Here is a 23,743-nt window from a genome sequence, read left to right as displayed (position 1 = left end):
GTTCCGGGAAGAAGGGTGCACTCGCATCGCTTACGATCGATTTCCGCAAAGGGGTCCACGGCCTGGTCGCCCTGGTGGCCGAGGCGCTGAAGGCGGATCCCTACTGCGGTGACGTCTTCGTCTTCCGCTCCAAGCGCAAGGACCGGCTCAAGCTCCTGGTTTGGGACGGTAGCGGATTGATCCTCGCAACGAAGTGGCTGGAGGACGGCGGATTCCCCTGGCCGCCGGTCCGGGACGGCGCGGTCCGGCTGAGCGCGGTCCAGTTCGCGCTGCTGCTCGACGGACTGGAGTGGCGCGCGGCCGCGCCGCCACCCGTGAAGACGCCCCGGTGGATGGGCTGAAGGCGTTGATCCGTCTGGGATGCTGCCGGCTTTTGCGGTATGCTCCGGGGCATGGCCGAGCCTCCCGACCCGCTCCCCGCAGACCCCGCCGAACTGGTCCGGATCATCCGTGATCTGGAGGCCAGGAACGCGGATCTGCAGGCGCAGGTGAAGACCCTGAAGGCGATGATCTTCGGGGCGAAGTCGGAGAGGGCCGCGATGATCGACCCGGAGCAGGGCGTCCTCGATCTCGGCGACCTCGCCGTCGAGGCGGCTCCGGCCGCCAACGACAACGCGGACCGCACGTCCGGGAAGCCGGGGCGGCACCCGCGCCGTCCGGCGAACCGGAATGTCGGCGCTCTGCCCCGGCATCTGCCGCGGGTCGAGACGACTATCGAGCCGGAGAGCACCGCGTGCCCGTGCTGCGCCGGGCCGATGCACCGGATCGGCGAGGACGTCGCCGAGGCGCTGGACGTGATCCCGGCCCTTGTGCGCGTCCTGCGCACCATCCGGCCGAAGTATGCCTGCCGATGCTGCCGCGGCACCCTGGTCCAGGCCGCCGCCAGGCCGCGCGTGGTGGACGGCGGCATGGCCACCACCGCGCTGGTCGCCCACGTGGTGGTGGCGAAGTTCGCCTGGCACCTGCCGCTGTACCGGCAGTCCCGGATGTTCGCCGGCCAGGGCATCGCGCTGGACCGGACGACGCTGGTGTTCTGGGTTCGCCGGGCGGCGTGGTGGCTGAAGCCGCTGTACGAGCGGCTGCTGCTCTACATCCGATCCCAGGAGCGGGTGTTCTGCGACGAGACGCCGTTGCCCCGGTTGGATCCCGGACGGGGCCGCACCAGGATCTGCCAGCTGTGGGCCCAGGCGGTGGACGACCGCCCCTGGCAGGGACCGGCCCGACCGGCGGTCGGCTACGTGTTCGCCGAGGGGCGGGACACGGCGGCGATCCAGGACCAGCTGGCGGGCTTCGACGGGCTTCTCCAGGTGGACGGCTATGTGGCCTACAAGGCGCTTGTCCGCCGCCGGAGGCGGGCGACGATCCGGCTCGTCTTCTGCCTGAGCCATGCCCGCCGCAAGTTCGTGGCGGTGTTCAGGACGACCCGGTCGGAGGTGGCGCGGGAAGTGATCGGGCGCCTCGGTGAGGTCTACGCCATCGAGGCACGCATCCGCGGCACGACGGCGGAGACCCGCCTGCGGGTCCGGCAGGACCGGTCCCGGCCGATCCTGGAAGCTCTGAAGGTCCGGCTGATGGCGGTGCGGGCGGAGATCTCCGGCCAGTCGAGCCTGGCCAAGGCGATCTCCTACACCCTGGGTCACTGGGACGGGCTGGTCGCCTTCCTCGAGGACGGCCGCATCGAGGTGGATACCAACACCGTGGAGAGACTGATGCGCCCGATCGGGTTGGGCCGCAAGAACGCCCTGTTCGCCGGCTCCGCGGCGGGCGGCCGGGACTGGGCGATCCTCGCCTCGCTGATCAACAGCGCCAGGCTGAACGGCCTCGACCCGTTCTCCTACCTGGCCGACGTGCTGGAGCGCATCGTGTCGGGTGCCGTGAAGGCCAACGATCTCGACCGCCTGCTGCCGTGGGCATGGAAAGCCGAGCGGGGCGCCGATGCCGGGACGGTCCGGGCGGCATGACGGCCGAGCCCGCTGCGCAGACCGGACCGGCGGCGCCCAGGGCGATGCAGGACGCGGAGGAGCTCGAAGCGTACCAGCGGGGCCGGGCGGCGCCGGTGTCGCGGCTGGACGGCCTCGACGGCTACCTGACCGCCGTGCTGATCGGGCCGAAGTTCCTCGATCCGCGGATCTGGCTCGGCGACCTGCTGGGCGACCACGCCCTGCTCGCCGCGGAGAGCAGCCGGGAGCACCGGGCCGTCCAGGCCGTGGCGGACCACCATAACCGCCTGTCGGAGACGATGGCGCAGTTCCCCGGCCTGTACCGGCCGCATCTGGCGCCGCACCACGCAGGAGGGCTGGACCCGATCTTCTGGTCCCTCGGGTTCCTGGTGGCCACCCGGCTGGCGCCGCGCGCCTGGAAGAGCGTGACCAACCCGGGCAAACCGGAACATGCTCCGTTCCAGGCCCTGGGCCCCGTGCTGTTCGGCACGGCGGCCATCGCCGAGGCCGACGTCCCGGCCGTAGCCAAGGCCATCCTGGAGTTGCGCGAACACTTCAAGGCCCGCCGCAACCGATCCATGCGGTGATCACGCAGCCAAAGGCCAAGGGTCCGCTCGCATCGCTTACGACGTTTCAGCGCAGCGAGCAGCAACCCGACCTCGATCGTCTTGCCAAGACCGACATCGTCGGCGATCAGCCAGTTCATGATCCCGGACGAAATGATGCGATGGACCAAATGTATCTGATGGGGCAGCGGATCGACGTCGAGCCGGTCCAAGGCGCCGGTCAGGTCGTTCCAGCTTTCCAGGGCATGGGCCAGGATACGCAGACGGAAACGTTCGGCATGGTCCGAAGCCCCCGTCTCGGCCCGGACGTAACGCATCCCCACGTCCTTGATGCGCACCAGATTTTCATATGGGAGCCAGTGCGAGCCGCCCGTTTCATGCAACTGGACCAAGCACTGCTCTCGGTGCCCCAACGATCGTGTGGCCTGGATGGTCCCGGCACCCAGCGGGAAACGGGTTGCGGACGCAGGAACATCCTGGACCTCCCAACCCACTTGAAGACCGCATGCCACCCCCGATACCGGCAACCAATCGTGCGTTCCGTTCAGCCAATCAATCTTGACCTGCCATCCGTCTTCCATTTCCCTTCGGTCCGCTACCCTGCCGATGGGTTTTGAGCTGCCCTTGGGCCGCACCCAGCATCCGGTTACAGGAATGAGAAGGTCGGGCTGCATGATGACACCAATTTCAGACAGGAAGTTCGATACGGCTGCGGAGCCACAGCCCGTCCGCGAGCCGGTCGGCCTCATCATCGCGGGCTGCGCTGTCAGCCCGATGGCGGACATAGTCGATGAAGCGGAGATAGCTGTAGGTCTCGATGTCCGCCACCGGGTCGCGGAAACGGCTCCGGGCGGGCGGGTCCAAGTGGACCCATTGCTCGCGCAATTCGTCCACATAGGCGATGGGATCGTCGTCAAGCCTGACCGAGCAGACCGCGCGAGCATCACGCCAGGATAGGAGCCATTGGCCGTTCCTCAGTTCCTGGAACTGCTGCGCTCCGGAGAAGTCCAGCGGGTCCCAGTCGATTGCCGATACTGTTCTGCTATAGATGCTTCCAAAGGACCGCCTCATCCACCATTCCGGGCGGCGGCGCCATTCCCGCTTCAGGGCGACCATATCCCGAAGGAGTGGGGCGTCGAAGCGCCCGTCGATGGCCATTCGCTCCAGCGCCTCGAAGCTCCTGAAACTTGGAAAGCTGAAGAAGACGGCGATTAGCCAGTTGAGATAGGCTTCGCGCTCCTTCCGGGTCGGCAACCAGAGATGCCGCAGGATGCGATCGGCTTTGAGGGCCGCCTGGATTTCGGGGTATTCGGCAAAGGCTGCCAGGGGCGGGTCGGAGAGGGGTTTCTCCCAGATCTCCTGCCTCGCCTGTGCGTCGAACTCTGGCAGGTCGAGGTCCAACGGCAGGTCAGATGCCGCATCCGGGACATCCGCTCCGTGGGCAGGCTCCGCAATGCTCCATCCATGGTCGAACGACCATTCCTCAGTCCCGGCATCCGGGACCTCGGCTGGTGTCGGAGGTGTCGCCTCAACAGGTGCCCATTCGTCTCTGGCCGGATCGATGAGGATGCAGGCGGGGCCGAGGGTGGTGTCAGATGACGCCGGCTTAGCCGTCGATGGAAACCCTAATGGCAGCATTGTCTGCCGAAGCGCCGCTGGTAGGCTGGGCGGTGCTTCCAGGGCGAATACAAGCTGCATCGGTGCAGGCGGGATTGCCGCATCGGTTGGAGGTGGAGTCGGAGCAGCGAGAACGGAAGCTGTGACTAATGCAGGCTTCGGCGTCGGATCCCAAGGATCATCGGCCACCGATGGATCGTGTCCCCAGACGTGGTGTAGGATTGGCGTCACCAATCATCCTGGTTCCCAGCAGTCTGGCCGGGTTGCTCATGCCCCTGCGGCGGGCAGCATGATGGGGCTATCATCGCCGAGTGGAGCGATAGTTTCCAGTGTCATGTAGCGGGCGCGCTGGACGGCCCATTCATCGTTCTGCTCCAGGAGAATAGCGCCGATGAGGCGAGTAATGGCGTCCTCGTTCGGAAAGATGCCGACAACGTCGGTCCGGCGCTTGATCTCGCCATTCAGGCGCTCGATCGGGTTTGTCGAGTGTATCTTGACCCGATGTTCCTTTGGGAACGTCATGTAGGCCAGCACGTCGGTTTCCGCCTCGTCCAGGAGGGCTGCCAGCTTGGGAACTTTGGCGCGGATCTGATCGGCGACTTGGCGCCACTGGACTTTGGCGGCCTCGGCGGTGTCCTGGGCGAAGGCGGTGGCGATGAACGCGGCGAAGAGGCGCTTGCCCTGCTTGCCAGCATGCGCCATGGCGTTGCGCATAAAATGCACCCGGCAGCGCTGCCATGTCGCCTGGAACACGCGCTGGACAGCGGCCTTGATGCCTTCATGGGCGTCGGAAATCACCAGCTTGACGCCGGCGAGACCGCGACGCTTGAGCTTGCGCAGGAATTCGAGCCAGAAGGTCTCGGCCTCCGATGCGCCGATGTCCATGCCCAGCACCTCGCGCCGGCCATCGGTGTTGACCGCCACCGCGACGGTCACGGCGACAGACACGATGCGTCCCTGCTGGCGCACCTTGACGTAGGTCGCATCGATCCAGAGGTAAGGCCAGTCGCCTTCGATCGGACGGTTCAGGAACGTCTTGACCCGGTCGTCGATCTCTTCGCACAGGCGGCTGACCTGGCTCTTGGAGATGCCGCTCGTGCCCATGGCTTTGACCAGATCGTCCACCCCGCGGGTCGAAACGCCCTGGATGTAGGCCTCCTGGATCACCGCCGTCAGCGCCTTCTCGGCCATCCGGCGCGGCTCCAGAAATCCTGGAAAATAGCTGCCCTTGCGCAGCTTGGGGATGCGCAGTTCCACCGTGCCGGCTCTGGTTTCCCAGTCGCGATCCCGGTAGCCATTGCGCTGTGCGAGGCGGTCAGCCGAGCGCTCACCGTGACCGGCGCCGGTCACCGCCTGAACCTCCATCTCCATCAGCCGCTGGGCGGCAAAGCCGATCATCTCACGCAGCACATCCGCATCTGTGCCCTTTTCAAGCATCGAGCGAAGCGTCATCATCTCGTCGGTCATCGTGGTCACCTTGGATCAGGTATGTGTTGTGGTGACCAGACTTTACCCGAGAACCACGATGACCGCCCGTTCCGGGGCAGGCCCTCCGGTCGGCTACGCCTCCCTGCGGGCCTGCCCCGGAACGGGCGCTCCTACACCACGCCTGGGGACTTGATCCACCGATGCCGGACGATCAGTTTCCGCATCCCCTTGCCGCCAATGCTGATCCGGCTTGGCGAAGCCCCTTCGCAGCATCCGGGTAAGTCGAGACAGCACCATCGCTTTGCCGGGTTCCTCAGACGGAGGCGCCGCCTACTTGCGCCATATCGGACAGCAGCGGAAAAGTGGTCCTTGTCGAAACGATTTCGTCCAGCAGCAACGACATCGAGGGACCTTTCCTGCTCCCGACACACAAGAGAAAGCCTACCTCATTCGCATTAAGCTCTATGTCGTATACCGCTAATGAGTAACGCTGCAATATGAATTTTGATTTTTTTGGATGCAGGTGACAGGTGGCTGCACGCATACCTGTATATGCCTACTCATATCAAGGGTTTAAGGGCTTCCAACTGTGATGGCGGATCGGACCGCCGCAATCGTCAATGCGGCCGAAATAATGTTGGCAGCACTGGAAGTGCTTCGTCGGCGCGGAGCGAACGATTTCTAGGCTGGGCGTATGGTGAGGTGCGAGCACTGCTAGAGCGAATCGAGCAATTGGAGTCTATTCGGGGTCGCGCGGCACGAGACCGTGACCACGAAACCTGGGGGCAACCGTCTGTGAAGTTAATTGCACGGGCTTGCCCAAGCGCAATCAAGTGGAAACCGGTCCACCCGGGATCCCGAGAGGCGCAAGCTTGCACCAGTTCAAGCATCCGAAGATGAAGCTGGATGAGGCTCGCTGCTAGGGACGACATCTTGATCATCGCGTGCGCGGATAAGACCGGACATCATCCCGGATCGAAAGTCATGTCTCGGAAGCTTTCAACAGGAGCAGCCACATGGCGATGACCGCGCCGCGCTGGAGGGCGATCACCGATTCCGCCTGGCAGTGGGAACAGGATGCCCTCGAGTTCCTCAAGCAGCACCTGCCGGATCATGACCCCTGGCGGGTCTGGTCGAACTTCGAGTTCATCGACGACGAGGGCAAGGTCAACGAGGTCGATGCGCTCGTGCTGTCTCCTCGAGGTTTCTTCCTTGTCGAAATCAAGAGCCGGCCGGGCTCCGTCGAAGGCGACGCCCACTCCTGGACCTGGACGACCGACGCGCGCCGGCTTTCCTACGACAATCCGCTGATCCTGACGAACCGCAAGGCAAAGCGCCTGGCCTCCCTGCTGAAGCGCCAGCCGTCCGTCGCCAAGGCACGCATCCGCGTGCCGTTCCTGGAGCACGTCGTCTTTCTCTCTGCTCCCCGGATCGAGCCCCGGCTGGATGCCGCGACCGCGACGCGCGTGTTCCGCATGGGCCGTCCCGGAGGGCCGCAGGACCAGGGGATCGTCTCGGTCCTGTCCGGCGGCTTGCCGAGCGCCAATTATATGGCGTCCATCGATGCCCCCGTCGCGCGGGTCATCAGCCGGGCCATGGAGGAAGCGGGGGTTCGCCCGGCGCTCGGCCAGCGCCGGATCGGCGATTACGAACTCGGCAAGATCCTCGACGAAGGCGATGGCTGGCAGGATTGGGACGGCGTTCACGTCAGCGCCAAGGTGCATCGACGAATCCGGGTCTATCCCTTCACCACCTCATCGTCGGATGAAGCCCGCAAGTCGCTGGGACGGCTCGCCGCCCGCGAATTCCAGGTTTTGGAAGGGATCGACCATCCCGGTATCCTGAAGGTACGCGACTTCAAGGAAAGCGAACGCGGCCCGGCGCTGGTGTTCGATCACGATCCCAAGGCCAAGCGCCTCGACTTCCTGCTGCGCGAACATCTCGACCTGATGGGCGTCGAACTGCGGCTCCAGTTCGTGCGGCAGCTGGCGGAGACGCTGAAATACGCCCATGGCAAACGCCTCTACCATCGCGCACTGTCGCCGCAGAGCATCCTGGTGCGAGACCCCGATCAGGCCTATCCGAACCTCCAAATCATGAACTGGCAGTCTGCCGCCCGCGACGCCTCAACCGGCGGAACGTCGCTCGGCACCAGGGGCACCGAACACCTGGAGGATTACGTCGAGGATCTGGCCAAGGTCTATATCGCTCCGGAAGCACTGCATGGCGGTGTCGAGACCGGCGCGCACCATGACGTGTTCTCGCTGGGCGCCATAGCCTTCCACCTGTTCGCCGGACAGCCGCCGGCCGCGTCCCCGCTGGATCTGGTGACCAAGCTGCGCACCGACGGCGGCCTGCGCATCTCCGACATGATCGACGGGGCCATGCAGAGCCTTGTCGATCTGATCCGCCTCAGCACGCATCCGGTTGTTTCCAACCGGATCGGCACGATGGAGGAGTTCCTGGACTATCTCGGCGAGGCCGAAACGGAAATGCGGCTCGGCACGCCCGAAGTCACCGTCGATCCGGCCGTGGCGAAGCCCGGAGACCGCATCGACGGGGGCTTTACCGTCGTGCGCCGGCTTGGCCGGGGCGCCTCCGCCGACGCCCTGTTGGTCCGCGCCGACGATGACCCGAAGGAAGAGGAACTGGTGCTCAAGGTGGCGCTGGACCCCGCCAACAACGACCGGCTCCAGGCCGAAGGGGCGGTGCTGGACAAGCTCCATCATCAGAATATCGTGAAGGCGCGGCGTACGCTGCCGGTGGCAGGGCGGACGGCGGTCCTGATGGAGCACGTCAACGGGTGTAAAGGGCGGATGAAGCTTGGTCCATCCGCATTCCCGGTGCAGGGCGAGTGCGCCAGAGGGTGAGGATAACCATATGAGGGGAAACGCTTTTCCCCCGAGAGTGCCGTCTTCTCCGTGTCCAGTTCGTTGCTGTCCCTGCTGCCCGCCGGTCTCGCGGTTGAGCGGGTCGTCGTCCGCCCTGATCGTGTTGTCGTCGCCGTTCGTGCTCGCGCCGCCACGGCGTCCTGTCCCTTGTGCCGGCGCCACTCGCGTCGCGTCCACAGCCGCTACATCCGGCATCTTGGGGATCTCCCCTGGCAGGGGAGGATCGGCCATCTCGAGCTTCAGGTCCGTCGCTTTCGCTGCTCCGCCCCAAGATGCCCGCGCCGGATCTTCGCCGAGCGCCTGCCGGAGGTGGCCCTGCCGAGGGTTCGGCGGACCGTCCGCCTCGCCGAGGCGCAACGCCGCATCGCCCTACATGCCGGAGGCGAGTCGGGCGCCCGCCTAGCGGACCGCCTCGCCATGCCGGTCAGCGGCGACACCCTGCTGCGCCTGATCCGGGCGGCTCCCCTCCCGGTGGCACCGACCCCGCGCGTCGTCGGCATCGATGATTGGGCTTGGCGGCGTGGCCGGCGCTACGGCACCCTCATCGTCGATCTGGAGCGCAGCCGCCCCATCGACCTGCTGCCCGATCGCGACGGAGAAACAGTTGCCGCCTGGCTGAAGGCACACCCCGGCGTGGAGATCGTTGCCCGAGACCGGGCCGGTGCCTATGCCGACGGCGCCCGGACCGGAGCTCCGGACGCGGTCCAGGTGGCTGACCGTTGGCATCTTCTGCGCAATCTCGGCGACGCCCTGGCCGGCGTTCTCGACCGGCATCACCGGGCCATCCGCACTGCGACCAAGGCAGCCACGGCGGTGACGACGGTTCCGGTTCCCAACGCTCCGCCGGAGCCCCGGCCTCTGCCCCGCAGCCAGCAGCGCACGCTGGACAAGCGGGCGGCGCGGCAGGCCCGTTTCGAGGAAGTCGCAGCACTGCACGCCCGCGGCTGGTCGCAGAGTGCTATCTCCCGCAGCACTGGCCTGGACCGCGCCACGATCCGGACATGGTTGCGGGCGGGCCGGCCTCCGTCGTGGAGCAAACCGGCTTATGGGAGCACAATCGACCGCCATGCCGAGTACCTGCGGCAACGCTGGGCCGAGGGCTGCACCAACACCGCCCGGCTGTGGCGGGAAATCCGCGACCGGGGCTATTCGGGCCGACCCAAGACCGTGCAGGAATGGGTTCGGCGCCGGCTGCGGGGCACCGGTGCCGGGCCTGCCGACCTGGAGTCGTCTACGACCGCCTGGAAGGCGCCCTCCGGCCGGCGCGCGGCGTGGCTGGTGGTGGCCGATGCCAACGAGATCGACGAGACCGCAGGGAAGTTCGTCGAGGCCCTGCTCGCCGGATCGCCGGACTTGGCCGTGGTGATCGCGCTGGCGCGGGAGTTTCGCGCGATGGTCCGAGAGAGGCGGGCCGACGGATTGGATCCGTGGCTCGCGGCAGCGCAGGGAACGGCGCTGACCGGGTTTGCCGGCGGCTTGAAACGGGACTTGGCGGCGGTCCGGGCCGGGTTGTCGCTGTCGTGGAGCAGCGGCCCGGTGGAAGGTCAGGTCAGTCGACTCAAGACGATCAAGCGTACCATGTGCGGGCGGGCCGGCTTCGACCTGCTGCGCTATCGGGTTCTGGAGGCCGCATGACATCGGAGAAAATATGACGTGGAAATGCACTTGCCGCTTGTGCACCGGGAATGCGGATGGACCAGTATTCACCCGGCACTTACACGGCGTGATCGAGGAGATCGATCTCTGGAGGGAGACCAGCTTGGGCGCCGACTTCCCTGAGAGCGAGCGTTGAACCGGCCCTGCGCCGGACCTTGCCGACCGCGTTTCGCCGGGACGTGCCGGAATCCTTGGCCTGCCCATTGCCATGCCATTGCTTGCCCATGCAGTTGACGGGGCTGTCTACCAAGCCTGGGCGATGTCGCCCGCCGCCTGGGAGGACCTGAAGGCCGACTACCGGGAGCGGAGCCTGACCGCCCCTTGCTGCGGGGCGCCGGTCGTTCCCGTCCGTTCGCCGACCAGCTGGCAGTTCTTCCGCCACAGGCCGAACACCGGTTGCGACCTCCGCGAGAGCGTCGCTCACATCGTCTGCAAGTCGATCATGGCGCGCGCGGCCGCCCGCCTGGGCCTGGAGGTCGCCACCGAGGCCCGCGCGGACGACGGCACCTGGGTGGCCGACGTGCTCGTGCGGCATCCGAGCTGGACGGTGGCCCTGGAGGCCCAGCTTTCCCGCATCCCACTGGCCGCCATCGAGGAGCGCCAGGAGCGCTACCGGGAAGCCGGCATCCGGGGTGCCTGGCTGGTCGGGTACGACATCGCCCGACTCGAAGCCCGGCGGGACCTCCCGCTCTTCCGTCTGGAGGTGAAGCGGACCGGGCGCTTCGAACCGGCGGTGATCGGCCCCGCGACGGATGGCACGCCAGCACGAACCTACCTGGGGCCGTTCGCTGAGGCACTGCTGACCGGGCGGGTCCGGTTCGAGGGGCCGCCGCCCCAGGCAAGCATGCCTTCGGTGGCGACGGTGCCGTCGGTGTGCTGGAAGTGCCGCCGCGACATCGACTTGGCCGTGGCGCTGGTCAACGTCCCGGCGCACGCCATGTTCGCTCCACACGGTGTCCTGCCGGCGCGCGACCTCGGCAAGCTGCCGGGGATCCTCGCGGCTTACCGGGACGCCATCCCGGCGCTGCACGGAGCGTGCGGGTCGCTCACCCCGCTGCGGCGTCCGCCGCCCGCCCGGTTGGCCCTCGGCATGCGTGCGCACTGCCCCTGGTGTGACGTACCCATCTCGCTGCAGGGGCTTCCCGAGACGTCGCTGAGGCCCGGCCGATGGCTACGCTGCTGGACGCTCGCCGGTGAGGCTTGGACGCCGCCCGAGCCGCGGGCATCACGCTGGACTTGGAGCGGATCGGCGGACTTGGGCGGACATCGCCGCGCAATCTAACCCTGATCCAGGCGTTTCGGCTTGCCCGGCAGTATCGGGATCAGCTCGCTGACCGTGGGATTGATATGCACGCTGCGCTGGATCACGGTGTACGGCGCTACGGCGACCATAAAGCCCGGCAGGGAATGGATGATCTCGTCTCCCTCTATGCACTTGGCGCCGCCGACAGGAGTCATGGGCAGGATGGGCAGGACGCCTTTCAGCGAGGACCGGCCGCTGATCCGTAGCCCCATGCCAGGCATGTCGACACGGTCCCGATAGCAGTTACCGTCGTTACCGCGCAGCCTTGAACGGGCTGGCCCAGCCAGGGGCCTCGTCAGTGGCGACAGCACGGCTCCGGTTTCGGCTCCCCGATTCCTTGTGCAATCAACTTCACGGCCGATTTCGGTAAGTGCAGCGGCTTGTGAAGTTAATTGCACGGGAGGGATTACTGGCATGGAGCATGGACCTCGTGATCTTTGCCGCTGGCCAGCAAATGTGGTCGAGTACCGCACGTCAGGCGCTGGCCTCAACCTCGTTTCTACTTCGTATACTGTGGCCGTCTGCGGTGAGCTTAACGGATGGTTGAAGGAAATTGTGGTAGCGGTTCATCTTCGGAGTTTAGTCGGTATAGGGACATGACAAAGATGAACCGAGCCTTGGGAAGCCCGGTCCTGGTATCGGGCGAATGCGCCGCGGTGCTGGAGCGTGTGACGCTGCAGCCCGGCAAGGGCGAGGGATACTCGGAAGCTTGGCTGCAACGCCTGATCCACAACTACCCCGCCTGCCTGCCTATCGACGACATCGAGCCAGGGTTCGGAATGCCCGTGGCCGTCTGTATGGAGCTGCCGACCGCGCACGGCCCGATCGACAACGTGCTGCTGACGCCCGAGGGCAACATCGTCCTTGTCGAGGCGAAGCTCTGGCGCAACCCGCAGGCAAGGCGCGAGGTGGTGGCCCAGGCCCTGGACTACGCCAGCTGCCTCTTCTCGATGGACTACGAGGCGCTGGAAGCTGCGGCGCTGAAGGGTGTCTTCACCGGTCCGGACAAGCCGAGTCGCCTGTATGACCTGATGCCCGGCGATGCCCTGGACGAGGCCGCCTTCATTGATGCGGTGAACGCCAACCTGCGTCGCGGGCGCATTCTGATCATTGTTGCCGGCGACGGCATCCGGACAGAGGTCGAGCGCCTGGCGGACAGCTTGCAATCGCATGCGGGATTCCACTTTACGCTCGCGCTGGTCGAACTCGCGGTGTTCGGCGCGGGCGGGCCGGACAGCCTCCTCGTCCTTCCCCGGACGGTCGCGAAAACCGTCATGATCGAGCGCGGCGTCGTACGGGTCGACGATCGCCGTACGACCGTCGTGACCAGCATGCCGTCACCGTCCGCAGCGCCCACGGCGGCAAAGCCGCTGCCCGGTACGATCTCCAGCGAGCAGTTCTTCGAGGAGATCGCCAAGCGCAACCCTGAAGTGCCGGCCCATCTGCAACGTTTCCTCAACGATCTATTGCCGCTCGGCATCGCGCCGGAGTTCCGGCGCTCGCTGATCCTGCGCTGGACGTCGCCGGCCGGCAGCACGGTGAATCTCGGCTACATCAAGACGAACGGCGAGCTCTGGACCGACCTGACCAGCCACAAGGCACCAAAGGCGCTGGCGCACCGTTACGTGCAGGAGCTTGCCGACGCACTCGGGTTCGAAGTCGACACCCAGTCTTCGACCGGTGCCTGCTTCGTGGCCAAGAACGGCAAGCCGCCGCGGATCGACGCCATTCTGGACAAGCTCGACGCTTGGCAGGCAGTGATCGAGAACTTCGTGACGGCGCTTCGCAGCGAAACCGCACAGGACAGCTGACGGCCCTGAAAGGCACGGCGGTCGCTCATGTCTCGATCTTCGTGGCGCGCAGGAACTGCTTGACGTTGTCGGCCGTCCAGGAACGGCCGTTCCTGGTCCGGACACTCTCGGCGTTGAGTTGCTCGGCGATTACGCGGTAGCGCCCCGGTCCTTCGCCGGCTTCCTCCGCAATCCGGAGAACTGTTGCGGCGAGAGCCGCGCGGCGTGTCGCCGCGTCCCCGCCTTGGGAAGCTGCGTCGCGATGTTGACGGAAGTGTTCGACAGGGTCGAACTCGACTCCGTCGATCGTCATCGGGTCAGGCGTCAGGCCAAGGCAGGACACTGGAGCTTCCTGCATCAGCCGCGCCAGGAACGGGTGCTGGCGCCAGCCGGCCGCATAGGCGAAGTCCACGTGCAGCAGCTGCGCCTTGCCGCCCGCGCAGGCGCGCAGTGCCCGCGCCACTGTGGATCGCACGTGCTCCGTCCCGCGGTCGGGCCGGACCTCCATGTACACGATCTCGTCGATAAGGCGGCTCCGGCACTCCCCCACATGGCGGCGGACCCGCTCCCGCTGATAGCGGATCGTTTGGCTGACCCGCGCGGCGGCCTCGACATCCTTAGGCAGGTCGACGAACCCCAGCGCGGGCATCGGCAGGGTCCAGTAGAAGCCGACGAAGTCGCACCACTCCGGCCATATGTCCTCGCTCATGCCATCCTCTCCCACGCTCGATCCGCCCATAACGCCGCGCCGGTAAAAAATCCGATGACGCGATTTTTTCCGATCCGCCGGCCATATTCTTCCAGCCGATCGTACACAGGAGGATCGCCATGAAACCGCAGAAATGCAACCATCCGGACGCCGCCCTGCTGGCTGGCGCGTTGGAGGCCGCCGTCGCGGTCGCGAAGGAGGCCGGCGATCGGCTGCGCCATGAGTTCCACCGCCCTGATGGCCCGCGCGGCCGGGGCGGGCACGCGCCGATCGACCACGAGGTGGAGGTTCTCCTGAAGGACCGGCTGCTGGCCCGCTTCCCCTGTGATTGGTTGGGCGAAGAAACCGGCCGACATGCGGCGAATCCCGAACTCTGCTGGGTGGTCGATCCGCACGATGGGACCGCCGCCTTCCTGGAAAGACAGCGCGGTTCGAGTGTGTCCATCGCCCTGCTGCGCGATGGTGTCCCGGTGCTCGGTGTGGTCCATGCCTTCGGTTATCCTGACGATGCTGGCGATTTGATCGCCTGGGCTGAAGGCTGCGGCCCCGTCCGGCGCAACGGCGTTCCGGTGACCGCCGATCTGCACGGGCGCCGGCTCGCAGCCACCGAGGTGGTCGCCGTGTCCCACGCCGCCGCGGACCGGCCGGTGGCGAACGCGCTCGCCGTTGCGCCGGCCCGTTTCCTGGCTATCCCCAGCATCGCCTACCGGCTGGCGCTCGCGGCTGTCGGCGAGAATATAGCGGCGGTTTCGATCAACAACCCGGCGGCCTGGGACCTCGCGGCGGGACACGCGCTCCTGCGGGGCAACGGGGGCGTTCTGCTCGACGGTCGGGGCGAGCCGGTCCTGTACAATGTCAAACGGCCCTGCGGTGTCCGCGCCTGCTTCGGCGGATCGCGGGAGGCTGCAGCCGAACTGGCCGGCCGCCATTGGGATGCGGTCTTCACGGAGTTTCGCTCTGAAGCCCGGCCCGGCAATCCGTACCGGCGGGTGGCCGACCCGCTGCTCCTCAACCGCGCGCAGGGTTGCCTGCTGGGTCAGGTGGCGGGGGACGCGCTGGGCGCGCTCGCCGAGTTCCGTTCCGCCGCCGAGATCGCCCGTCTCCATCCCGAGGGTCTGCGGGACCTTGCCGACGGCGGTCCCTGGAACATCGTCGCCGGCCAGCCGACCGACGACTCCGAACTGGCCCTGGCGCTTGCGCGCAGCCTGGTGGGGGAAGGTGGCTTCAAGGCCGAGCGGGTTCTGGGTGCCTACGTTCGGTGGTATTGCTCACCACCCTTCGACATCGGCGGCACCACCGCGGCCGCCCTCGGCGCGGCGGCGCGTGGAGTCGCGGGCGAGCGTGTCGCGGCGGCGCGACGTGCGGCGCGGGTGGAGAGCCAGGCGAACGGCTCGCTGATGCGCGTGAGCCCGATCGGCGTGTTCATGGCCGGCGATCCCGCGCGTGCCGCCATGCTGGCGGCGGAGGACAGCACCCTCACCCATCCGCACCCGGTCTGCGTCGCCGCATGCTCGGCCTACGCCGCGGCGATCTCCGTCGGCGTGGCGGGGGGCAGTCGGGGACAGATGCTGGCGGCAGCCAGGGACCACGCGGGGCAGGGTGCCGGGGCCGACGCCGTGCGGGAACGCCTGCGCCAGGGAGAGATCGCCCGGCCGTTGGACTATCAGCACCACCAGGGCTGGGTACTGACCGCGCTCCAGAATGCCGTTTACCAGCTCGCCGCTGGGCGCGGTGTCGAGGAGGCGGTGATCGACACGGTCATGCGGGGCGGCGATACCGATACGAATGGGGCCATCGCTGGTGCGCTTGTCGGCACTGCCGAGGGACGGGACGGCATCCCGGCGCGCTGGCGGCGTCTCGTCCTGACCTGCCGACCGCTGCGGGATACCGGTGCGCGCCAACCACGGCCGATGGAGTACTGGCCTGACGACCTGCTCGATCTCGCCGAGGCGCTGCTGACTGCCGCAGCAGACTCTCGGCGGTGATCTGCCGCACGATCACGCAAGCGCGGAACTGGTTCACAAACACGGCGGGCCGATCAGGTTTGACTGCCCGCCCTCGCGACCAATTCTCTCACGGGTTCACCAACCCGCCCTCCGGTCCAAATCCAGCTCCAACTCTGACAACCCGCCTTAAACAGTCAATTAACACACCACCTTTAGACTTTAATACGAGTTGCCGAATCCGCATTCAGCGGCGGCGTTGTGCGGGACTGCAATGATGAGCAGATCAGCGTTGACGCGACCCAAGTTCTGCCATTTCGGCCATCACAAACCTATTGTTTTGTATACCTCTCGATTTGGCACCGCTCTCTTCGGAATGCTTTCAACAGGATTTCAAGATGAGGCAACAACTTTTCGCAGAATATCGGCCCGGAACTCTGAGCTCACAAGGTCCGTCTTACTTCCTACTCACGATCCTGTTGATTTCTGCTCTCCTAGTTTTAATCGGTTTCACAGGAATAAAGATCACGGAGTTTCTCCAAGATCCAAAATTACTTCAGAGTGGCGCTAATACTCCATATGGCGGATTGTGGCAGCAAGTACTCCTATTCGTTGCTTGGCTCAACGAGAGCCATACACATCCAAACTACAGTGACCTGCTTCTATTATTCACTCTGGGACTGGCGTATCTTCTTCCCGCCGTTGTCGCCGATGTTCGACGGCACACGGATCGCAAATTCATCATCGCGCTCAATGTCTTTCTCGGATGGACAGGATTCGGATGGTTGGCCGCATTCGTCTGGAGCCTGCTGCCCCGCCGCGGACTACGATCCCTAGGCAAGGAGCTGGTGACCAGTACCGAACCCTTCATGCGATCAGGATCAGAGCGGCTTGGCAAGGAGCTTCGGCCGCTGGTCCGGGAAGTCACGACAAAACTGGACGCTGCCACCGGCGGACGCCTACGTGCATATGAACCACCATTGGAGGGGGTCGCCTCCCTGATTGAACGGATTGCCCTTCGTCGAAACGCCGAAGGCCATATCGAATTGAGGCTAAGAGTTCTGTTGCCAATCGGGACGCAGATTAAGGTTTCCGTATCGCCCGAGGCCGCGCCGGATGAGTTCACCTACACGGCACGTATCAGCATCGGCAATGAGCTGTGGATCGCCGGCATTTCTCGTCATGGCCGTCCTTGGCCTGAGGGAGTCTATAGAATCGTCATCCGCGCTGATTTTGAACACGGAGTCCAGGATGACCACGTGGTTGCGGCCACTGGGGAGAATGGCGTGAAGCTGCCGCATTCGGCGACACAGCCGGCGGATCCGGAGTTTCCGCACCATGCTCGAGTCCTCCATGAGGAGTTGAAACTGACCTTCCCACCTGTCGACCAAGCAACGAAGGCGATCGAGGCCGTCAAGCTCGCCAAGTTGCACGTGCAATCCAAAGGCGACTCATCCAGATATGTCGAGGAGATTGTCAGACTCCGCTTCCAGTCTGTCGCTGACGACGCATTGATCGACGAGCCATGGCGGGCGGAGCGTTCAGGTGACAGGGTCTGGACAGTGCGGCTGCATTATGCGAAGCAAGGCAAAACCGTCGTCGCCGAATGGTCCTATGAAGAAGAGGGCTCAGGGGTCAAATACCTGAATCCGAACGCCAAGGCACTTAGCTTCGGATAGGAAAGCGCAGTTCGGCACCGCATAGATCTTCGGCACTTGCAACGACTCGATGTGGGTAGCATGCCGCCTTCAGGATCGGTCGTACCCTTCGGGAAAGAGGTGGCCTGGCACGCTGGCCAAGTCACAGACCAGTCCGAACCGGTGCTCGATGGCTGCGGCATAGGCGATCAGCCCGGCGTCATCGACATAGCCTTGGTCAATGGAGACGGTCGCATCGAAATGGCGCAGGTATGCGCGGTGGAATTCCTGGAAAGACGGGTGGAGAGCGCCATAGGAGGCCCGCAGGCGGTTCTTCACCTCGGCCAACCGGAACCGGGTCACGGTCGCAACCGTGCACCGGTTGGCCTTGCGCACGTTGCACTCGGCGCATAAAACCCGGAGGTTCCCCGGGGCTCCGGCACCGCCCAGGCTGCGGGGCACGATGTGATCGGCGGTGGGGGAGGTCGGCCCGCGGTCGCCAAAGCCCATCAGAGCCAGTCCGGACAGGCCCTGCCGCCCGGTCCTGAACTCCAGGAAGTGGTGGCCCTGGAGGCCGCATTCGGCACACCGTGTTCCCTTCAGGCGGAAGGCCCGGAGCGGCTGGGTCGCCTGCGCCGTCCGACCGCTGGGGAGTGCGAATGACGGGCGGGGCACGCCTTTCGGGCAAGGATCGACCAGGGCCAGGATCGCGGCAAGATCCGAGTGGCAGGCGATCTGTCGGCGCAAGGCAATGCTCATCAATGGAGCCTTCGATAGGTAGGCCGGACGGAGCCGGTTAAATGGGTTGGTTCCTGGCCATGTCCAGCGTCGCTACGATAACCTCCACCGCCGTCGGCGTGACGGAAAGCTCAGGCAGGCCGGGCAGATCGGCAGAGGCGACGTTGTCGTGCTTCATGAGCGCAATCTGATTCCGCGTCAGTGGCGTGCCCGGCAGGAACTCGGCGATGCCAGCCAGAGCCATCCATACGGCAAACGGCATCGGAACCGTTCGGACACGAGTACCCATCTCACTGGCGATGGATTGCAGAAGCTCCTGATAGGTGTAGACGCGCGGACCGCCCAATTCGTAGCAGGGGCGATCCGCGCCATCGGAGCGGTCCAGCACGCGCGCGATCGCTTCGGCGACATCGGTCACATAGACGGGTTGAAGCCGGGTCTGGCCACGGCCGAACATCGGATAGACCGGCAGGGTCCGGACGAGCTTCACCAGGCGCGTCAGAAAGGCATCATCCGGTCCGAACATGACAGCCGGCCGGATGAGCGTCGCCGCCCCGAAAGCCTCGGTCACCGCCAGCTCGCCCCGCCCGCGCGCCCGAATATAGGGTGCAGTGGACCCCGGATCGGCTCCGATGCCGGACACATGCACCAGCCGCTCCACACCGGCTTCGCGCGCATGTCTGGCAAGGCGCGCGGCTCCCTCGACGTGCACCGCGTCGAAGCTTTCCCGGCCGTGCTCGACGTAGAGGCTGACCGCATTGACGGCACCAAAGGCTCCGGCAAGTGCTGCCGCCACTGCCCATTTATCATGCACATCGGCCGCCACCGCCAGCGGCGCCGGCTCATTCGACCGAAACACCGCCTGAACCCTCTCCGGATGGCGCGCGGCCACCCGCACCCCAAACCCGCGCCTGAGGAGATGCCGCACGATCCGGCGTCCAAGGAAGCCGGTCCCACCGAACACGGTAACCAGTCTTTGATGCTGAAAGGCGCTCCCTTCAGAGCCTGCAGCCGGGATCATCATGTGGGGTCCGCCATATGAGCTTCCTCGACAGGATGATCTACTGAAAACTCAGCACGGACAACGGTTCCGCCCGCCCCCGTATCGCCTGGGGAGCAGGTGGGGAAAAACCGGCCAGCGGGTCCCCTCCGCCCTGTTGCGCCGTGAGCCGCGCCAGCCGCATGTACATCGCCTTACTGTAGCTACAAAAACTGCTTGCCCGCCTGTGTTTTCGTATTTACATTAACCGGGATGAACACCTGGGACGACAACAAGCGCGCAGCCAACCTTGCCAAGCATGGCGTGGACTTCGCTGCCGTCGAGGGGTTCGACTGGGAAACCGCGCTGACCGCCGTGGATGATCGCCGGGACTATGGCGAAGACCGCTTCATCACCATCGGCTACATCGGCCTCCGCCTGCATGTGATGGTGTGGACGCCGCGCGGCGACGATACGCGCATCATCGGATTGAGGAAAGCCAATGACCGAGAGGAACGCCGCTACCATGCCGCCCAAGCCTGACCACATCAGCCAGGAGGATTGGGACGCCGTTGATGTGCCGGAGCTGACTGACGAGTGGTTCGCCAGGGCGCGGCGCGGCGGTCGCCCGAAGGCGGCGGCGCCCAAGGAATTGACGACGCTTCGCCTCGACCCCGATGTGCTGGCTCACTTCCGCGCGACAGGCCCGGGTTGGCAGACCAGGATCAACGAAGCGTTGCGCAAGGCGGCCGGCCTGCGTCCATGACCATTCCCCGTGCCGGGTACGACGCGATCACCGGACGGCCCAAGGACCTTTCGGATCCTAAGCTTCGAACGTCAAAGTAGACGCGGTTTTAAGCGCTTATCATTATTGCGCTTGGCGTGGCATCTTCATTGCGCTGCCCTTTGTCTCGGGTATTCGAGCTGCATGGCGACGAAGTCGGCTGTACGCATTCCGTAGCGGGCCGCGATTCCGCGAAGGGCCTGGTCCAATGCTTGTGCTGGTTGCTGATCCCCGATCAACGGAAGCAGCTGCTCCGCGGGCCAGTTCGTGGCAACCTGATCGGGGATGATGCGGATGCCGTTGCGGGTCTGCAGCGCACCGGCCGTGCCGGCGAACGTCACCGCGCGTGACCGATAGGTCCGCGACCAGGCGTCCGCGACGAGGGCAAGCGACACTTCGTCGACGCCGGGAGCAAGTTCCATGGCGAGCTGCTCGTGGTTCAAGAAGGCAAGCCGGTTGCCGATCGCCGTCAACGCGAACGGGCGCGTGAACTGGAACGCACCGCTGTCGTGACGCGCGTCCCAGTGCATGACGCCGATGTCCCGACCGACTGCCTGGGCCTTGTCCCGGCCCGCGATGGCCTCGATCAGGGTGAGCGACATCGGCATGGACGCGGTGATCCCGGTCGTCGTCGCAACGCCTTGGTCGATTACCAGCCGCCGGTCCGCGACATAGTGGATCGCGGGATGCTTGCGGCGCAGTTCCTCGAGATAATACCAGTGGGTCGTCGCCCGCTTGCCGTCGAGGAGCCCGGCATTGCCGACGACCTTGGCTCCGGCGCAGACGCCGATGATGATCGCACCCTTGGTCGCCTGACTCCTGATCCATTGCAGGACCGCCCGGTCGTCGTCGCGGCGCATGGCGGGGACGATGACATAGTCGGCGCCTTCCGGATGCCGCGCATCGAAGTCCGCGATTGTCGCCTGCGGCTCGACCTTGAGCGCGGGATAAAGCGTCACCGGCCCCGGCTCCGTTGCCAGCGCCACGACATCGGCAACGTCGGCGCGCCGAAGGATGCCATAGGGCATGAGATAGTCGGTGGTTTCGCTGCCGCCATTGGCGCCGACGATCGCGATCAGCGGGCGCCGGCGCTTCGGCGGCTTCAGAGCCGCCATCGTGGCGTCGGCCTCTTCCTGCGCGATCGGCGGCGCGGCTCCGACGGCCGGCGCTGGAGGCAGCGAGAGAATCCAAGTCCCGCCGATCGTCACGAGAAGTGTGACGACGCCCAAACCGCTCCACAAGACAAGCCGCTTATCCATGGTGATCAGCGAACTCCCGCAAAGCTTAGTCGCCGGGAATGAGGCCGGGGTTGAAGGCTATCTCCCACAGGTGCTGATCAGGATCCTGGAAGTAACCTGCATAGCCGCCCCAGAACGTCCTGCGCGCCGGCTTCACGATCCGGGCACCGGCCTGTTCGGCCCTCCGCATGACCTCATCGACCTCGTCTTCGCTGGATACGTTGTGCCCGATCGAGAACTCCGTCGGGTTCGGGTGGGATGTCGCGAGACCTGTGTCGTGGGCAAGGCTGTCCCGAGGCCAGACGGCGAGCTTGAGGCCGGCTTGGAGGTCAAAGAAGGCCACGGCGCCGTGCTCGTACTGTTCTCCCATTATTCCCTTCGTCGGAAAGCCGAGCCCATCGCGGTAGAAGCGCACCGACCTCTCAAGGTCATCCACGCCGATCGTCAACATGGTAATGCGAGGCTGCATGTTGGTCCTCCTGTGGCAAGCGACATTCCGACGTCCGGCAGCGGACGATCATGTGGAATCCAGATCACATGCTTTACCCCCAGCCTAACGCCGTTACGTTCTGTCCGGAATGACGCAGATCGGGCGATTACTGCCACGCGCTGTGCAATCGCCGTCGTGATCTTCCCCGGGGTCCATCTGTTGGAAGCGGCCGGGCCCACAACGGCGTTCAAGATTGCGGAGCGAATCTGCCCCGGGAGCTACGATCTGGCGCTGCTGGCGCCCGGCGGCGGCAAGTGGAGAGCTCGTCGCGGCTCAGGGGTTCGGCTGCTTCCGCGATCGCCAGCTGTCGACTGCTGGATCCGCTCATACCTCGTCCTCGTCAGGCGACTACTGGTGGCGCGCCCAGAGCCGGTAGGCGGCAATCCATTCCGCGCCCTCCGGAGGCGGTGCCGGCAAGGGCAGATCACTCAGGGAGATGTGCTGTCGCTCGCCATCACGTTCGCAAACGGCGGCAATGCCGAGGCCATCGTCCTCCTGTTCGACAGCGATCACGGTGACGTCCACGCCAAGGATCCGTGTCCTGAAGGGTAGGTCCAGTTCCTCCTCGATTTTCGTGAACATCCCCACAGCCTGCTCGTGTTCGTTGTAGCAGTCGATAATTGCCTCCTCGATCAATTTCTCAAGGTATTCGCGGTCATAGCTGCCCTTGCCGGACTGCCGCTTTGTCATTTCCTATCCTCCGCATACCGCCTTCAGGCCAGGGCGTATCCTTCGGGAAAGAGATGGTCGGGCACGCTGGCAGGCGCTCCATACCACGAAGCGGCTGAAGTCCGGATATCGCATGGATCAGCCTTGATGATGAGCATCTACGCGGCCCGTTATCGCCAGGCTGCTCGAGCGCTCGCCCGGGCCTATCTGCCGCTTGATGGCTCGGACATTCCGTTCCCGGATCATCCGCCGCCATCGCACTCACAGGCGCTCGTGCTCCGTCACTGGCGGCAGGCGCCCCGCGGCAACCTCCAGGAAATGCCGCTGAGCGTCGGTTTCGGGCAACCGCCAACCCTCGACCAGATCGAGATAAAATCGCCGGTATCGGTGCAGCAGGTCCTGTTCGCGTCGGGTCAGGGATGGCATGCCATCAAGCTCCACAAGACGACCATGAGCCCAAACGTAGCGTAACGCTGTCCCGAGCACGAGCCCGACACTTGGCCCGGCATCCGTTCGCGCGGGAACTTGCCCTTTATATCCCGCGCCGCTCGCCACCGGGATCGATGGCCGCTTGTCGCCAGAAGCGGACATCCGGTGCCGATGAGCGACCTGTCCGGAGTCCTCCGTTTAGCGGACAAGGTCCTGATCAGCCGTTCCTAACCCATAGACGAAGCTCAACGGATGGCCATCAGCAACCGCTTCGCGCCCTATTAGGTCATTCCGAAACCGGATCCGCGTTCATCTTGCCTGCGGCTGACTGCCCTGCTTCTGCTATAAGGGGGTAGAAGATACAAAGCGAGACAGGCCAGGCGATGAAACTTCCAACAAGGACGAAACAGCGGTCTTATGTAGCAACAGCCACCAAGGCGGGGTTGGTTGCGGCACATTCCCTAGCCGCCGTCAATGCCGATCGACAAGGCGATTCGCCGCCGGATCTCGGCCAGTTGAGCGTCGGTGATCCTGGATGTGGTTGTCTGTATCCGCTGCTTTGACGTTGCGGTGACATGGTGGGCGATGGCCCAGGAAGCCTTGGGGCACCCATTCTCCGGCGTCGGGGCGATGGGTACGGACAGGGACGGCATAGCCAGTTTTGGATCGTCGGTAAGCGGCACGAGGATGGCATTCGGATAAGCTGGGTCGAACAGGTCGCTGTCCTCCACCACAATGGCAGGCCGTCTCTTGTTCGCCTCCTTGGGAAGCGCATCCCGCCAGTCCACGATCACGATGTCGCCCGCCGTCACGTTCATTGCCTTCCGCCCTCAGCTGTCGGCGTGCCCCAGTCAGCATAGAAAGCCTGCGCCTCGGGCGATGAGGCCACATACTCCGCCACGCTCCGGCTTTCCGCCCGGATCCTTTCCTTGCGTA

The 23,743-nt window shown here is 65.3% G+C and carries 23 protein-coding genes; 13 read left to right on the top strand and 10 right to left on the bottom strand.

What is annotated here, in order from left to right; translation table 11 throughout:
• Nucleotides 1–74: 74 nt before the first annotated feature.
• From tnpB to IGS68_RS15755, 4 genes are read left to right on the top strand one after another with little or no spacing between them, the layout of a single operon-like run.
• Nucleotides 75–341 carry an IS66 family insertion sequence element accessory protein TnpB gene (gene tnpB / locus IGS68_RS15770; protein WP_247880891.1) on the top strand — a complete coding sequence of 89 codons (267 nt, stop codon included), beginning with the start codon at nt 75–77 and terminating at the stop codon, nt 339–341.
• A gap of 51 nt (nt 342–392) precedes the next feature.
• A complete protein-coding gene (tnpC, locus tag IGS68_RS15765) occupies nt 393–1,961 on the top strand; it encodes an IS66 family transposase (protein WP_201070909.1) in 1,569 nt (522 codons plus the stop codon).
• Nucleotides 1,958–2,527, top strand: a complete 570-nt coding sequence (locus tag IGS68_RS15760) for a YecA/YgfB family protein (RefSeq protein ID WP_247880890.1) — start codon at nt 1,958–1,960, stop codon at nt 2,525–2,527. Before tnpC ends, IGS68_RS15760 begins: the two co-directional genes overlap by 4 nt.
• Nucleotides 2,524–3,123 carry a hypothetical protein gene (locus IGS68_RS15755; RefSeq protein WP_201070901.1) on the top strand — a complete coding sequence of 200 codons (600 nt, stop codon included), beginning with the start codon at nt 2,524–2,526 and terminating at the stop codon, nt 3,121–3,123. Before IGS68_RS15760 ends, IGS68_RS15755 begins: the two co-directional genes overlap by 4 nt.
• Before the next feature lie 70 nt (nt 3,124–3,193).
• Here the strand turns inward: IGS68_RS15755 and IGS68_RS15750 are convergent, their stop codons facing one another.
• Nucleotides 3,194–3,907, bottom strand: a complete 714-nt coding sequence (locus tag IGS68_RS15750) for a hypothetical protein (RefSeq protein ID WP_201070898.1) — start codon at nt 3,905–3,907, stop codon at nt 3,194–3,196.
• A 483-nt stretch (nt 3,908–4,390) separates the two neighbouring features.
• A complete protein-coding gene (locus tag IGS68_RS15745; protein ID WP_201070895.1) occupies nt 4,391–5,590 on the bottom strand; it encodes an IS256 family transposase in 1,200 nt (399 codons plus the stop codon).
• A gap of 977 nt (nt 5,591–6,567) precedes the next feature.
• On the opposite strand from IGS68_RS15745, the gene IGS68_RS15740 reads away from it, so the two are divergent.
• The 3 genes from IGS68_RS15740 to IGS68_RS15730 all read left to right on the top strand — a co-directional run bounded on the left by IGS68_RS15740 (nt 6,568) and on the right by IGS68_RS15730 (nt 11,380).
• The gene (locus tag IGS68_RS15740) at nt 6,568–8,421 is read left to right on the top strand and encodes an NERD domain-containing protein (RefSeq protein ID WP_201070892.1); all 1,854 of its coding nucleotides are present in this window, start codon (nt 6,568–6,570) and stop codon (nt 8,419–8,421) included.
• A 51-nt stretch (nt 8,422–8,472) separates the two neighbouring features.
• Entirely contained in the window at nt 8,473–10,077 is a 1,605-nt protein-coding gene (locus tag IGS68_RS15735) for an ISL3 family transposase (RefSeq protein WP_201070890.1), read from the top strand.
• 235 nt (nt 10,078–10,312) lie between these two features.
• Nucleotides 10,313–11,380: a competence protein CoiA family protein gene (locus tag IGS68_RS15730; protein WP_201070887.1), complete on the top strand. Its 1,068-nt coding sequence runs from the start codon at nt 10,313–10,315 to the stop codon at nt 11,378–11,380.
• Here the strand turns inward: IGS68_RS15730 and IGS68_RS15725 are convergent.
• On the bottom strand, nt 11,377–11,622 hold the full coding sequence (locus IGS68_RS15725) for a hypothetical protein (protein ID WP_201070885.1): 246 nt from the start codon (nt 11,620–11,622) through the stop codon (nt 11,377–11,379). The two genes, IGS68_RS15730 and IGS68_RS15725, sit on opposite strands and share 4 nt — an antisense overlap.
• 384 nt (nt 11,623–12,006) lie before the next feature.
• On the opposite strand from IGS68_RS15725, the gene IGS68_RS15720 reads away from it, so the two are divergent.
• The gene (locus IGS68_RS15720; RefSeq protein ID WP_201070882.1) at nt 12,007–13,212 is read left to right on the top strand and encodes a hypothetical protein; all 1,206 of its coding nucleotides are present in this window, start codon (nt 12,007–12,009) and stop codon (nt 13,210–13,212) included.
• Between the two features lie 25 nt (nt 13,213–13,237).
• On the opposite strand, the gene IGS68_RS15715 is transcribed toward IGS68_RS15720, so the two are convergent.
• Entirely contained in the window at nt 13,238–13,900 is a 663-nt protein-coding gene (locus IGS68_RS15715; RefSeq protein ID WP_201070879.1) for a recombinase family protein, read from the bottom strand.
• A gap of 119 nt (nt 13,901–14,019) precedes the next feature.
• On the opposite strand from IGS68_RS15715, the gene IGS68_RS15710 reads away from it, so the two are divergent.
• Both IGS68_RS15710 and IGS68_RS15705 read left to right on the top strand, forming a co-directional pair.
• Nucleotides 14,020–15,885 (top strand): inositol monophosphatase family protein, encoded by a 1,866-nt coding sequence (locus IGS68_RS15710; RefSeq protein WP_201070875.1) that lies wholly within the window; start codon nt 14,020–14,022, stop codon nt 15,883–15,885.
• Nucleotides 15,886–16,241: 356 nt separating this feature from the next.
• Nucleotides 16,242–17,522, top strand: a complete 1,281-nt coding sequence (locus IGS68_RS15705; protein ID WP_201070872.1) for a superinfection immunity protein — start codon at nt 16,242–16,244, stop codon at nt 17,520–17,522.
• Between the two features lie 69 nt (nt 17,523–17,591).
• On the opposite strand, the gene IGS68_RS15700 is transcribed toward IGS68_RS15705, so the two are convergent.
• Together IGS68_RS15700 and IGS68_RS15695 are read right to left on the bottom strand one after the other, a co-directional pair.
• A complete protein-coding gene (locus IGS68_RS15700) occupies nt 17,592–18,239 on the bottom strand; it encodes an HNH endonuclease (RefSeq protein ID WP_201070869.1) in 648 nt (215 codons plus the stop codon).
• A gap of 37 nt (nt 18,240–18,276) precedes the next feature.
• On the bottom strand, nt 18,277–19,242 hold the full coding sequence (locus IGS68_RS15695; protein ID WP_201070852.1) for a complex I NDUFA9 subunit family protein: 966 nt from the start codon (nt 19,240–19,242) through the stop codon (nt 18,277–18,279).
• A 228-nt stretch (nt 19,243–19,470) separates the two neighbouring features.
• Between IGS68_RS15695 and IGS68_RS15690 the strand changes: the two genes are divergently transcribed.
• Together IGS68_RS15690 and IGS68_RS15685 are read left to right on the top strand one after the other, a co-directional pair.
• Nucleotides 19,471–19,740: a BrnT family toxin gene (locus IGS68_RS15690; RefSeq protein WP_201070849.1), complete on the top strand. Its 270-nt coding sequence runs from the start codon at nt 19,471–19,473 to the stop codon at nt 19,738–19,740.
• On the top strand, nt 19,724–19,963 hold the full coding sequence (locus tag IGS68_RS15685) for a BrnA antitoxin family protein (protein ID WP_247880888.1): 240 nt from the start codon (nt 19,724–19,726) through the stop codon (nt 19,961–19,963). Before IGS68_RS15690 ends, IGS68_RS15685 begins: the two co-directional genes overlap by 17 nt.
• 125 nt (nt 19,964–20,088) lie before the next feature.
• Here the strand turns inward: IGS68_RS15685 and IGS68_RS15680 are convergent, their stop codons facing one another.
• The 3 genes from IGS68_RS15680 to IGS68_RS15670 form a co-directional block, all read right to left on the bottom strand.
• Nucleotides 20,089–21,240 carry a DJ-1/PfpI family protein gene (locus IGS68_RS15680; RefSeq protein ID WP_201070833.1) on the bottom strand — a complete coding sequence of 384 codons (1,152 nt, stop codon included), beginning with the start codon at nt 21,238–21,240 and terminating at the stop codon, nt 20,089–20,091.
• A gap of 25 nt (nt 21,241–21,265) precedes the next feature.
• On the bottom strand, nt 21,266–21,688 hold the full coding sequence (locus IGS68_RS15675) for a VOC family protein (protein ID WP_201070830.1): 423 nt from the start codon (nt 21,686–21,688) through the stop codon (nt 21,266–21,268).
• 369 nt (nt 21,689–22,057) lie between these two features.
• Nucleotides 22,058–22,399, bottom strand: a complete 342-nt coding sequence (locus tag IGS68_RS15670) for a calcium-binding protein (protein WP_201070827.1) — start codon at nt 22,397–22,399, stop codon at nt 22,058–22,060.
• Between the two features lie 126 nt (nt 22,400–22,525).
• Between IGS68_RS15670 and IGS68_RS15665 the strand changes: the two genes are divergently transcribed.
• On the top strand, nt 22,526–22,849 hold the full coding sequence (locus tag IGS68_RS15665) for a hypothetical protein (RefSeq protein ID WP_201070825.1): 324 nt from the start codon (nt 22,526–22,528) through the stop codon (nt 22,847–22,849).
• Nucleotides 22,850–23,268: 419 nt separating this feature from the next.
• Here IGS68_RS15665 and IGS68_RS15660 read toward each other — a convergent pair whose 3' ends face one another.
• On the bottom strand, nt 23,269–23,625 hold the full coding sequence (locus IGS68_RS15660; protein ID WP_158044883.1) for a type II toxin-antitoxin system PemK/MazF family toxin: 357 nt from the start codon (nt 23,623–23,625) through the stop codon (nt 23,269–23,271).
• Nucleotides 23,626–23,743 lie beyond the last annotated feature (118 nt).

It is taken from the genome of Skermanella sp. TT6 (genome assembly GCF_016653635.2).
GTDB classification, from domain to species: Bacteria; Pseudomonadota; Alphaproteobacteria; order Azospirillales; family Azospirillaceae; genus Skermanella; species Skermanella cutis.
The sequence above is the reverse complement of the archived record's forward strand: the minus strand, read 5'-3'. Positions and strand labels throughout refer to the sequence as shown.

Coding starts and splice junctions, on each gene's coding strand:
- tnpC (WP_201070909.1), top strand. CDS start 393: ATGGCCGAGCCTCCCGACCCGCTCCCCGCAGACCCCGCCGAACTGGTC.
- IGS68_RS15760 (WP_247880890.1), top strand. CDS start 1,958: ATGACGGCCGAGCCCGCTGCGCAGACCGGACCGGCGGCGCCCAGGGCG.
- IGS68_RS15745 (WP_201070895.1), bottom strand. CDS start 5,590: ATGACCGACGAGATGATGACGCTTCGCTCGATGCTTGAAAAGGGCACA.
- IGS68_RS15740 (WP_201070892.1), top strand. CDS start 6,568: ATGGCGATGACCGCGCCGCGCTGGAGGGCGATCACCGATTCCGCCTGG.
- IGS68_RS15725 (WP_201070885.1), bottom strand. CDS start 11,622: ATGCCTGGCATGGGGCTACGGATCAGCGGCCGGTCCTCGCTGAAAGGC.
- IGS68_RS15720 (WP_201070882.1), top strand. CDS start 12,007: ATGAACCGAGCCTTGGGAAGCCCGGTCCTGGTATCGGGCGAATGCGCC.
- IGS68_RS15715 (WP_201070879.1), bottom strand. CDS start 13,900: ATGAGCGAGGACATATGGCCGGAGTGGTGCGACTTCGTCGGCTTCTAC.
- IGS68_RS15710 (WP_201070875.1), top strand. CDS start 14,020: ATGAAACCGCAGAAATGCAACCATCCGGACGCCGCCCTGCTGGCTGGC.
- IGS68_RS15705 (WP_201070872.1), top strand. CDS start 16,242: ATGAGGCAACAACTTTTCGCAGAATATCGGCCCGGAACTCTGAGCTCA.
- IGS68_RS15700 (WP_201070869.1), bottom strand. CDS start 18,239: ATGAGCATTGCCTTGCGCCGACAGATCGCCTGCCACTCGGATCTTGCC.
- IGS68_RS15695 (WP_201070852.1), bottom strand. CDS start 19,242: ATGATGATCCCGGCTGCAGGCTCTGAAGGGAGCGCCTTTCAGCATCAA.
- IGS68_RS15690 (WP_201070849.1), top strand. CDS start 19,471: ATGAACACCTGGGACGACAACAAGCGCGCAGCCAACCTTGCCAAGCAT.
- IGS68_RS15685 (WP_247880888.1), top strand. CDS start 19,724: ATGCCGCCCAAGCCTGACCACATCAGCCAGGAGGATTGGGACGCCGTT.
- IGS68_RS15680 (WP_201070833.1), bottom strand. CDS start 21,240: ATGGATAAGCGGCTTGTCTTGTGGAGCGGTTTGGGCGTCGTCACACTT.
- IGS68_RS15675 (WP_201070830.1), bottom strand. CDS start 21,688: ATGCAGCCTCGCATTACCATGTTGACGATCGGCGTGGATGACCTTGAG.
- IGS68_RS15670 (WP_201070827.1), bottom strand. CDS start 22,399: ATGACAAAGCGGCAGTCCGGCAAGGGCAGCTATGACCGCGAATACCTT.
- IGS68_RS15665 (WP_201070825.1), top strand. CDS start 22,526: ATGATGAGCATCTACGCGGCCCGTTATCGCCAGGCTGCTCGAGCGCTC.
- IGS68_RS15660 (WP_158044883.1), bottom strand. CDS start 23,625: ATGAACGTGACGGCGGGCGACATCGTGATCGTGGACTGGCGGGATGCG.